10 protein-coding genes are annotated in these 10,405 nt (G+C 53.2%); 4 read left to right on the top strand and 6 right to left on the bottom strand.

Features of this window, described 5'->3' with window-relative positions; genetic code table 11:
- Nucleotides 1-13 precede the first annotated feature (13 nt).
- Genes recN through LZ463_RS13640 form a run of 3 tightly spaced genes read left to right on the top strand, consistent with a single transcriptional unit; the run spans nt 14 to nt 3,612 of the window.
- Nucleotides 14-1,660, top strand: a complete 1,647-nt coding sequence (gene recN, locus LZ463_RS13630; protein WP_241456353.1) for a DNA repair protein RecN — start codon at nt 14-16, stop codon at nt 1,658-1,660.
- A 13-nt stretch (nt 1,661-1,673) separates the two neighbouring features.
- The gene (gene hemH, locus LZ463_RS13635) at nt 1,674-2,780 is read left to right on the top strand and encodes a ferrochelatase (protein WP_241456356.1); all 1,107 of its coding nucleotides are present in this window, start codon (nt 1,674-1,676) and stop codon (nt 2,778-2,780) included.
- Nucleotides 2,781-2,787: 7 nt separating this feature from the next.
- A complete protein-coding gene (locus LZ463_RS13640) occupies nt 2,788-3,612 on the top strand; it encodes a symmetrical bis(5'-nucleosyl)-tetraphosphatase (RefSeq protein ID WP_241456357.1) in 825 nt (274 codons plus the stop codon).
- A gap of 5 nt (nt 3,613-3,617) precedes the next feature.
- On the opposite strand, the gene LZ463_RS13645 is transcribed toward LZ463_RS13640, so the two are convergent.
- The 6 genes from LZ463_RS13645 to LZ463_RS13670 all read right to left on the bottom strand — a co-directional run bounded on the left by LZ463_RS13645 (nt 3,618) and on the right by LZ463_RS13670 (nt 8,296).
- Entirely contained in the window at nt 3,618-4,319 is a 702-nt protein-coding gene (locus LZ463_RS13645) for a lysophospholipid acyltransferase family protein (RefSeq protein ID WP_347176269.1), read from the bottom strand.
- 200 nt (nt 4,320-4,519) lie between these two features.
- Nucleotides 4,520-5,806, bottom strand: coding sequence for a dihydroorotase (locus LZ463_RS13650; protein WP_241456359.1), 1,287 nt, complete (start codon nt 5,804-5,806; stop codon nt 4,520-4,522).
- A 7-nt stretch (nt 5,807-5,813) separates the two neighbouring features.
- Nucleotides 5,814-6,785, bottom strand: coding sequence for an aspartate carbamoyltransferase catalytic subunit (locus tag LZ463_RS13655; protein WP_241456471.1), 972 nt, complete (start codon nt 6,783-6,785; stop codon nt 5,814-5,816).
- A complete protein-coding gene (gene pyrR / locus LZ463_RS13660) occupies nt 6,778-7,287 on the bottom strand; it encodes a bifunctional pyr operon transcriptional regulator/uracil phosphoribosyltransferase PyrR (RefSeq protein ID WP_241456360.1) in 510 nt (169 codons plus the stop codon). Before pyrR ends, LZ463_RS13655 begins: the two co-directional genes overlap by 8 nt.
- Nucleotides 7,284-7,679, bottom strand: coding sequence for a Holliday junction resolvase RuvX (gene ruvX, locus LZ463_RS13665; protein ID WP_241456364.1), 396 nt, complete (start codon nt 7,677-7,679; stop codon nt 7,284-7,286). Before ruvX ends, pyrR begins: the two co-directional genes overlap by 4 nt.
- Nucleotides 7,679-8,296, bottom strand: coding sequence for a YqgE/AlgH family protein (locus LZ463_RS13670; RefSeq protein WP_241456365.1), 618 nt, complete (start codon nt 8,294-8,296; stop codon nt 7,679-7,681). The genes ruvX and LZ463_RS13670 overlap by 1 nt, the downstream gene beginning before the upstream one ends.
- A gap of 147 nt (nt 8,297-8,443) precedes the next feature.
- Here LZ463_RS13670 and LZ463_RS13675 point away from each other — a divergent pair, with 147 nt between their 5' ends.
- The gene (locus tag LZ463_RS13675; protein WP_241456366.1) at nt 8,444-9,934 is read left to right on the top strand and encodes a cryptochrome/photolyase family protein; all 1,491 of its coding nucleotides are present in this window, start codon (nt 8,444-8,446) and stop codon (nt 9,932-9,934) included.
- Nucleotides 9,935-10,405 lie beyond the last annotated feature (471 nt).

The raw sequence follows: 10,405 nt of genomic DNA on the forward strand, positions 1-10,405 counted from the left end.
TGGTCTGCTTATTATGCTGCGCACGCTCGCCATTCGTGATTTTGTCATTGTTGATACGCTGGAACTTGAATTTTCATCCGGCTTCAGTGTCCTGACCGGTGAAACCGGTGCCGGCAAATCCATACTGATCGACGCCCTGGCCCTGGCACTGGGTGGTCGTGGCGACGCCAGCATGGTGCGCGAATCTGCAAGTAAAACCGATATCAGCGCCGAATTTACCCTGAATGAAGGCATCAGCAACTGGCTCAAAGAGCATGAATTCTATGATGCCGATCAACCGCTGATTTTGCGCCGTACCATCGACAATGCCGGCCGCTCCAAAGCCTGGATCAATGGCACAACGGCCACTGCAGGCCAATTGCGCGAGATAGGCGACATGCTGGTCGATATTCACGGCCAGCATGCCCATCAGTCATTGTTGAAAACCGACGCACAGCGCGACTTGCTGGACATGCAGGGTGGTTTGCAGGAACAGGTCAGCGAAGTTGGCATTCGCTACAAAGCCTGGCGTAACCTGAGCAAACAGCGCGAAGAATTTGAAACCAATGCCAAAAGCGTCCTGCAAGAACGCGAACGTCTTGAGTGGCAGGTGGGTGAGCTGGACAAGCTGAAGATCAAACCCGGTGAATGGGAAAGCATCAGCCAGGAACATAGCCGCCTGGCCCATGCCGCCAGCCTGCTTGAGGGTGCGCAAGAAGCCGCCAGCCTGATCTCGGAATCTGATCACCCTGTCCTGTCGCAATTGACCGCTGTCCAGCAAAAGCTGTTAAAGCTGCTCGATTATGATGCGGCATTGAAGCCAGTTACCGATGCGCTGGAATCTGCCTGCATCAATCTGCAGGAGACTACCTATGCCCTTAATGACTACCTGGGCAGTACAGAACTGGACCCGGCTCGTCTGCGTGAAGTAGAAAACCGCGTGGAAGCGATTCATACTACTGCAAGACGCTTTCATGTCGCACCAGAAAAATTGCATGAAGAATTCGCCACACTGTCCTTACAATTGCAACAATTGTCCAATGCTACCGATATGGAAGCACTGAAAGCACAGGAAGAAAAAGCCCTGCAATCGTATTTGCAAGTCGCACAAAAACTCGGCAAAGCCCGGCAAAAAGTGGCACTGGAACTGGGACAGGCAGTCACCGCAGCCATGCAGGATTTGAGCATGGGCGGCGGCAGTTTTTCTGTTGCCCTCAATGCCGTTGAACCAGCCGCTTATGGGCTGGAGCAGGTCGAGTTCCTGGTCGCAGGCCATGCAGGTGTGCAGGCAAGGCCATTGGCCAAGGTTGCCTCCGGTGGTGAGCTGGCCCGCATCTCGCTGGCGATATCGGTCATTACTTCTTGCGCAACCACCACCCCTACCCTGATCTTTGATGAAGTTGACAGTGGCATAGGCGGTGGTGTTGCCGAAGTCGTTGGCCGTCTGTTGAAAAGACTGGGCCAGGACAGGCAAGTCCTGTGTGTTACCCATTTGCCGCAGGTTGCCAGCCAGGCCAACCAGCATTTCCAGGTCAGCAAAGCCAGCCAGAATGGCAAAACCATTTCACAAATTGAAGCACTCGACAACAAACAAAGAGTGGAAGAAATCGCCCGTATGCTGGGCGGCATAGAAATTACCGCGACTACGCGCAAACACGCCAGAGAATTACTGGCATCTTAAGAAAAATATCGTTATGCGCTTTCTCAAAGAACCTGAGCATTCTCACGGCAAGATAGGCAAGACCGCCGTTGTACTGATCAATCTGGGTACACCCGATGCACCGACCTCATCGGCGGTGCGACGCTACCTGAAACAATTCCTGTGGGACAGACGTGTGGTGGAAGTACCGCGACCGGTCTGGTGGCTGCTCCTGCACGGCATCATCCTGCCTTTCCGTTCCGGCCAGTCGGCAAAAAAATATGCCTCCATCTGGACCAAGGATGGTTCGCCGCTGAAAATACATACGGAAAAACAGGCTGCTCTGCTAAAGGGTTATCTGGGGGAGCGCGGGCACGAAGTACATGTCGCTTATGCCATGCGTTATGGTTCACCGTCCATTCCTGATGTCTTGCACAAGCTCAAGCAGGAAGGGTTTGAACGCATCCTGGTCCTGTCAGCCTATCCGCAATATTCAGCCACGACAACGGCATCCAATTTTGATGCGGTATTCCAGCATTATCAGCAAGTACGCAATATGCCTGAGCTGCGCCTGGTCAAGAATTACCATGACCATGATGCCTACATACAGGCATTGAAACAGTCAGTACTGAACCACTGGCAAAGTCATGGCAGGCCAGAAAAACTGGTGATGAGCTTCCATGGTTTGCCCAAGGCTTTTTTACTGCGCGGCGACCCCTACCATTGCGAATGCTATAAGACCGCCCGCCTGCTGGCAGAAAAACTGGGGCTGGGCAAAGACGATTACATCGTCAGCTTCCAGTCACGACTGGGCAAGGCAGAGTGGCTGCAGCCTTATACTGCCCCCACGGTTAAAAAACTCGCCAAAGAGGGCGTCAAGCGAGTTGACATCATTTGCCCGGGCTTTATCGCAGATTGCCTCGAAACCCTGGAAGAAATCGCCATCGAGGTCAGGGCTGAATTTCTGGCTGCTGGTGGCAAGGAATTCAACTACATCCCCTGCCTGAATGAATCCCCCGCATGGATGCGCGGCCTGGCAGAAATTGCCGAACAGCACCTGATAGGCTGGCCGACCATGATCACAGCCATTGTACGAGAAGACCTCAAACAGCAAGCCTTGATCAGTCGCGCTGAAGCAAAACGCCTGGGTGCAGATCACTGACATCAAGATGGCAAAGACTTATTTCATTGGTGACATACAGGGTTGCGCAGAACAACTGCAAAGCCTGCTGCTCAAGATAGAGCAGATTGAAGCGGACGCTCACTATCTGTTTGCCGGTGACCTGGTCAACCGTGGCCCGCAGTCACTGGCCAGCCTGCGGCTGATACGCGATCTGCAATTGGCAGGCCGTGCTGACAGTGTTCTGGGCAATCACGATCTGCATCTGCTGGCCGTCGCCTGCGGCATACGCCCTTTGCACCGCAACGACACCCTTGACGACATCCTGACAGCGCCTGATCGCGAAGACTTGCTGGAGTGGTTGCGTCACCGCCCCATGGCCATACGCAAGAGTGATCATGTACTGGTGCATGCCGGCGTCTTCCCACAGTGGTCGGACGCTCAGGTAATGGGCCTGGCACAGGAAGTCGAACAAGAACTGCGTGGCAAGCACTGGCTGAAACTCTTGAAGAATATGTACGGCAATCAGCCTGCACAATGGCAAGACGACTTGCAAGGCTTTGACCGCTATCGCTGCATCATCAATGCCCTGACGCGCATGCGTTTTTGCAGCGCAGATGGCACGATGGATTTTGCCAGCAAGGACGGTATAGGCAGCGCCCCCGAAGGCTATGCATCATGGTTTGACCTGCCGCGCAAGACTGCAGACACAACCATGGTATTTGGCCACTGGTCTACCCTGGGCCTGGTATTAAGACCAAACCTGATCAGCCTTGATACTGGCTGCGTCTGGGGCGGCAAACTGACTGCCGTCGCACTCGAAGACCGCGAAGTAATCCAGATAGATTGCCCGCAGCAGCAAAAACCGGGTTAATTGAATCAAGCCGGATCGGCGACGCCAAGCTCACGCATCACAGCTGCCCGGGCGACCTGCGCCACTTCGCGCCTGTGCGCGCCTTCTGTCGGGATGGCTGGAAGACGTATCAACTCTGCCGTCATGCGTGGCGCACGCAAGATGGCTCCCATGCTTTCCACAAAAGTCATATCGCCGATAAAATCGGCTGCCGGGTGAAACTTGCCTTGTGCATCCACATAGCGCAAGACAAAGGTTTGCACCGGTACCTTGGCTTCTATCGCAGCTTCAAACAGGTTGGCATGGAATGACAGCACATTACCTTGTGCTGCCGTTGTCCCTTCCGGGAAGAAGGCGACACGCTTGCCGTCCTGTATCTGGTGAACCAGACCTTCGTAAATACGCCTGACTTCGCGCTGCTTGCCACGCGCCAGAAAAATGGTGCCTGCCTTTTCGCAGAGCCAGCCTAATAATGGCCAGCTGCGAATATCGGATTTGGCAACAAAGTGGCAGGGGTGCAGCGTATTGATGACAAAAATATCAAGCCAGGAAATATGGTTGGAAATGACCATGGCGTGTTCAGCGACTGCACCGCCACTATGATCCTTGAAAGCGACATCGACCGTGCATATGGCCAGCAATTTTTTTGACCAGCGGCGTATCAGATACTCGCGCCTGGCATACGAAGAAAACGGGAAAACCAGTCCGCAGGTCAGCAAACCTGCCATAAGATGAAGGAATACCCGAAAAAAATGCCACACTATCATGCCCAACTCACCAATACCCGCAACGGGTAAGAACAAAATTTTAAAATCGTAATAAAACAAACGGGAGTACGGAAAAACCATACTCCCAGCAAGCCGTTTTACCACCCCAATCAAGTAATTTTTATCACTGCCTGGAATACATGGCGATCACGCTTCAAGGCTCAATGCAATACATCAAAAGCCACATGTCCGGCGACGATGGTGGCCTTGACTACACCCGGCAATTCATAACCAAGGAAAGGTGTATGCTTGCCCTGGCTGGCCAAGGCCCTGGCTTCCACCTTCCAGCGTGTGGCCGGATCGAAGATGCAGATATCGGCAGCCTGACCGACGGCGATTTGCCCGGCTGACAAACCTGCAACCCGGGCAGCCTGCTGACTGATCTTGGAGAGCGCCTGAATCAGGCTGACTTCACCCCGGCTGTCTTCTGCCCATTTCAGAGCCAGTGACAACAGCAATTCCAGACCGGTTGCCCCCGGCGATGCTTCTGCAAAAGGCAGCAGTTTTTCATCATCATCAACTGGTGTATGGTCAGAACAGATGGCGTCTATGGTGCCGTCTTTTAAAGCTGCGGAAATTGCGTCACGGTCGCGCTGACTGCGCAGTGGCGGGGTCAGGCGGGCATTGGAATCAAAGAAGCCTATGTCAGCATCTGTCAGGTGCACATGGTGGGCGCCGACATCACACGTCAAAGGCAGTCCTTCCGCTTTAGCCTTGCGTACCAGGTCCAGACCGGCAGCAGATGAAATACGGCACAGATGTACCCTGGCGCCAGTGGCGCGCATCAATTCGAACAAGGTATGCAGGGCAATGGTCTCTGCCATGACCGGTACACCGGACAAACCCAGGCGTGAAGCCAAAGGGCCGCTATGGGCGACGCCGCCCTTGCCTATATAGGCGTCTTGCGGCCGCAACCAGACGGTGAAGCCAAAGGTGCTGGCGTATTCCAGTGCTCTTTGCAGGGTGCTGGTATTGACAATGGTTTCTTCGGCCTGAGAAAAACCTATGCAACCGGCACCGGTCAGCTCTACCATTTCGGTCAGCGATTCACCTTTCAAACCGACAGTCAATGCACCCAGCGGATAAACATGGGCCTTGTTTTGCATGCGTGCTCTTTGCTTGAGCATTTCGACCAGACCAGATTCGTCAAGCACAGGGTCGGTATCTGGCGGACAGACCAGGCTGGTGACGCCACCGCGCATGGCAGCCTGCAATTCTGACTCCAGCGTGGCTTTGTATTCAAAACCAGGTTCACGCAGGCGGGCGCTCAAATCCACCAGACCGGGCGCGACGACCAGTCCGCTGGCATCAATGACTTTGTTTGCATGAAAATCTGCCGGTGTCTGGCCGATAGCCACGACCTTGCCGGCCGCAATAAACACATCCTGCACTGCATCTGTAGAACTTGCCGGATCAATCACCCGGCCATTTTTGATATGTATCTTCATCTTTTCCTCATACCCCGCCGCTGTTACCGGCAACGATACTCATGACGGCCATGCGCACTGCAATACCAAAAGTCACTTGTGGCAAAATCACTGCCTGCGGGCCATCGGCCACAGCAGAATCAATTTCCACACCACGATTCATCGGCCCGGGGTGCATGACGATGGCATCTGGTTTGGCCAGAGCAAGACGTTCCGGTGTCAGACCATAGCTCTTGAAATATTCTTGTGCTGAAGGTAGCAAGGCGCCACTCATGCGTTCATTTTGCAGGCGCAGCATGATGATGACATCGACGCCTTTCAAACCCTCATCCATGTTATTGAAGACACGCACGCCCATTTGCTCAAGTCCGCCGGGCAACAGCGTGCGCGGGCCAATCACGCGTACTTCAGGCACGCCCAGAGTGGTCAGTGCATGGATGTCTGAGCGGGCCACGCGGCTGTGCAGGACATCACCGACAATGGCCACGGTCAGGTTGGTGAAATCTTTTTTATAATGCCGTATGGTGTACATGTCCAGCAAACCCTGAGTAGGGTGAGCATGACGGCCATCACCGGCATTGACTACATGCACATGATGCTGTTTGGTGTCATTAAGGTGCTTGGCGATCAGGAAGGGTGCGCCAGAAGTTGCATGGCGCACCACGAACATGTCGGCATGCATGGCCGCCAGGTTGTCTATGGTATCGAGCAGTGATTCACCCTTGCTGGTACTTGATGCAGCAATATTGAGGTTGATGACATCGGCAGACAGCCGCTTGGATGCAATCTCAAACGTGGTACGGGTGCGGGTGGAGTTTTCAAAGAACAGGTTAAACACGCTTTTGCCACGCATCAGCGGCACTTTCTTGACTTCCCTGTCACTGATACTGACGAAGGACGAGGCGGTATCAAGGATATGATTGACGATGGACTTGGGCAAGCCATCAATCGTCAGCAAATGCTGGAGTTCGCCGTGTTTATTGAGCTGTGGATTATGCATGGTCAATGGAAATGCTGAAGGTACCGTCATCTGCACGCTGCAGATTGACAGAGACGGCGGGTTCAAATGAAGCAGTGTGGGCAGCAAAATCGGCAGCGACCGGCAGTTCACGGCCACCCCGATCAACCAGGGTGGCCAGCATGATGCGGGCTGGGCGGCCGTAATCAAATAACTCATTGATGGCGGCGCGCGTAGTACGACCGGTGTATAACACATCGTCTACCAGGATGATATGTGCGCCATCGACATCAAACGGGATGTGGGTAGGTTTTACCTCGGCATGCAAACCCTTGGCGGCATAATCATCACGATAAAAAGACACGTCGATCAAGCCGGCTTTATTGGGCAGACCGAGGTCGTTCACCAGTCGTTCGGCGATCCAGGCGCCGCCTGAATAAATACCGACGATAGCCAGTTTGGCTTGTGCCACGGCATGTGGCCTGATCTGTTCGAGCAGCTGCTGGTATAGCGTCTCGGCATGAAGCGATGTGCTGGTTGTCATGGTGTTTCATCAAAGTATTGTTGCAGAATCAGGGCTGCAGAATCGTCATCGATATATTCACCACGTTGTGCAGTCAGCACGGCGGATGAATAACGCTCATCGACGAGCGTGGCAGGGATGTTGTAGCGACCATGGATCTGGTTGGCAAACCGTTTACAACGCTGCGTCATTTCATGGGCAGCGCCATCAGGATGTGTGGGCAGGCCAACGACAAACAACACTGGCTGCCACGCCTGGATCAGTTTGCTGATTTCAGCAAATTTGCCGTCATTGGTGGGGGCATGGATAATACTGAGGGCCTTCGCCTGTCGCAGGAAGGTATTTCCAACGGCGACACCTATGCGTTTCAAACCAAAATCAAATGCGAGTACTGTACCTTCGCTTGCAGCCATCAGGCATGCCCCGCTTCAGCTGCCAGCATCAGCGGGTCTATGCCCAGCGATTTGATGGCGGCGGCAAAGCGCTCTTCCAGCGGCAGATCAAACAGTATCCGCGCATCGGCGGCCACAGTCAGCCAGCCATTGGCAAGAATCTCTTGCTCCAGTTGACCGGCGCCCCAGCCAGCATAGCCGACGCTGATCAGGACTTGTTCAGGACCATCGCCGGCAGCAACCGCTTCGAGCACATCGCGTGAAGTGGTGAAAGCGATATCATCCGTGACCTTGAGGGAAGATGAATAAGCACCCACCGGGGTATGCAGGACAAACCCGCGGTCATCCTGTACCGGGCCGCCGAACATGACCGGACGCTTGCCTATTGGGTGTGAGTCAGGAATGATTTCCAGCTTCAAATCTATGCGATCGAACAGGCCGGCTACCGTCAGCTCTATGGGCCGGTTGATGACCATGCCCATGGCGCCACGCGGGCTGTGTTCACAAAGATAAATAACGGTCCCGCCAAAAATCGGGTCCAGCATGGACGGCATTGCAATCAGGAAATGATTTGTCAGATTTAATTCCAAATTGCTATTTTCTTCGGTTTTCACCTGGAATTGATGTCTGGAAGTCATGGGGGCTGACTGCGTTGCTTCGTCGTGCAGATTAGTGTGTAATGATTTTGTTTGCTTCGCCATGGCGTCATTTTAGCATTTTTAGCGTGCTTTTTCGATGTGTGCTAAGGTGCCACACTGCGTTTTGACCACACTTTTCAGTCACTTATGCAAGAAAATAAAGCTCCTTTTCAACGTTCACTGGTCTGGTTTCGACGCGACCTGCGCAATTTTGACCATGCTGCCCTGCATCATGCCTTGAGGCAAAGTACGCAAGTCTTTTGCGTATTCATCTTTGATAAAACAATAGTAGACAATTTGCCGGAAAATGACAGGCGCATCGCTTTCATTCATGAAAGTATTGTTGAGTTGTCTCGTGAATTGAAGCGGATGGGCGGAGGTCTGCGAGTGTTACATGCCCATGCGGAACAGGAAATCCCCAGGCTGGCAGCAGAACTGGAAATTGATGCCCTGTTTACCAATCATGACTATGAGCCGCAGGCAAATGCCCGTGATTTGTATGTACAGAAAGAATTATTAAAACAAAATTGTGCTTTTTTCAGCTTCAAAGACCAGGTGATTTTTGAAAAATCAGAAATCTTGTCGCTGGCTGGTACACCGTTTTCAGTATTTACGCCCTATAAAAATGCCTGGCTGAAGAAATTCCATGCCGATGGCGATGATTTTTATTCCAGCACTTATCCCATAGAGAAATACGCTCACAGGCTCGCCGCTGTGAAAGAACATGCTATCCCCAGCCTGGCTGATCTGGGGTTCCAGGCCGCATCAGCACGGCGCATGCCGGTTGCTGCAGGCATGTCAGGTGGACGTGAGTTGTTCGATGACTTTGTCCACCGCATGAAGCACTATGATCAGTCGCGTGATTTTCCTGCGGTCAAGGGCCCCTCTTACCTGTCCGTCCACCTGCGCTTTGGCACTGTATCCATCAGACATCTGGTGCGCGAGGCGATACAACAAATCCGTACAGGGACTAGTCGCGGCGCTAAAGTGTGGCTGTCTGAGCTGATCTGGCGTGACTTTTATTTCATGATTCTGCATCACCACCCGCATGTAGCCTGCCACTCCTTCAAACCGGGTTATGATGCAATACCATGGGAAACCGGCCAAGAAGCTGACGCCCATTTCGCCGCCTGGTGCGAAGGCAGAACTGGCTACCCCCTGGTCGATGCCGCCATGCTGCAATTGAACCAAACCGGTTATATGCATAATCGCCTGCGCATGATCACTGCCTGCTTCCTGATCAAAGACCTGGGCATAGACTGGCGCCGCGGCGAAGCTTATTTCGCCGAGCACCTGAACGACTTTGACCTCTCTGCCAACAACGGTGGCTGGCAGTGGGCTTCATCCTCTGGTTGCGACGCCCAGCCTTACTTCCGCATTTTCAATCCCATTACACAGTCAGAAAAATTTGACCCCGAAGGCAAGTTCATCAAACGTTACCTGCCGCAATTATCAACACTGGATAAGCGTAGCATCCATGCACCGTGGAAAGCTGCACCTCTGCTGCTGGAACAGGCTGGTATCAAGCTGGGCAAGGATTACCCCTTTCCACTGGTTGACCATGACGTGGCACGCAAGCAGACTTTGACGCGATATGCGGTGGTGAAGAAGATGGTTACGCATGGTGAGGAGGATTGAGGTGCGAACGTTGATGATCGAACGCTGAGAGCAATGTGCTGATGTGGTTTTGACGTTGGTTTTGACTTTTGCAGTTCCCATGTGCAACCACCATTTCTGCTGTGCAGAAAATGGAAAAAGAAAGGCCGATGTTTGAGGTGTAGCAAGGGTTTCGTGGAGCATGCACCACACCTGCGTGAAGGTAATCACTTGCAAGCGATTGTGCGCCCTGCAAGGGAAGCGAGTTTTCGGACTTTCCCATTCTTTGTACCGCACAAATGGGAACCCCGCAGGGGATGTTGGCAGGGTTTCGCAAAGCAAGCTTTGCGCTGCCAGCATCTAAGCCGCTTGCAAGCAGCACAGTGGAGTGCTATGCCTGGGTCCCCTTTTTGACTTACCTTTTTGGCGAAGCAAAAAGGTAAGTAGCCGCCGGTCTACCACCGGTCTGCAATCATAATCCAACGAAGGCAAGCATTGAAAATGTGTCTCATT

This window comes from Undibacterium paludis (genome assembly GCF_022568815.1).
Taxonomy (GTDB): Bacteria; Pseudomonadota; Gammaproteobacteria; order Burkholderiales; family Burkholderiaceae_D; genus Undibacterium.

Coding starts and splice junctions, on each gene's coding strand:
- recN (WP_241456353.1), top strand. CDS start 14: ATGCTGCGCACGCTCGCCATTCGTGATTTTGTCATTGTTGATACGCTG.
- hemH (WP_241456356.1), top strand. CDS start 1,674: ATGCGCTTTCTCAAAGAACCTGAGCATTCTCACGGCAAGATAGGCAAG.
- LZ463_RS13640 (WP_241456357.1), top strand. CDS start 2,788: ATGGCAAAGACTTATTTCATTGGTGACATACAGGGTTGCGCAGAACAA.
- LZ463_RS13645 (WP_347176269.1), bottom strand. CDS start 4,319: ATGGCAGGTTTGCTGACCTGCGGACTGGTTTTCCCGTTTTCTTCGTAT.
- LZ463_RS13650 (WP_241456359.1), bottom strand. CDS start 5,806: ATGAAGATACATATCAAAAATGGCCGGGTGATTGATCCGGCAAGTTCT.
- LZ463_RS13655 (WP_241456471.1), bottom strand. CDS start 6,785: ATGCATAATCCACAGCTCAATAAACACGGCGAACTCCAGCATTTGCTG.
- pyrR (WP_241456360.1), bottom strand. CDS start 7,287: ATGACAACCAGCACATCGCTTCATGCCGAGACGCTATACCAGCAGCTG.
- ruvX (WP_241456364.1), bottom strand. CDS start 7,679: ATGGCTGCAAGCGAAGGTACAGTACTCGCATTTGATTTTGGTTTGAAA.
- LZ463_RS13670 (WP_241456365.1), bottom strand. CDS start 8,296: ATGACTTCCAGACATCAATTCCAGGTGAAAACCGAAGAAAATAGCAAT.
- LZ463_RS13675 (WP_241456366.1), top strand. CDS start 8,444: ATGCAAGAAAATAAAGCTCCTTTTCAACGTTCACTGGTCTGGTTTCGA.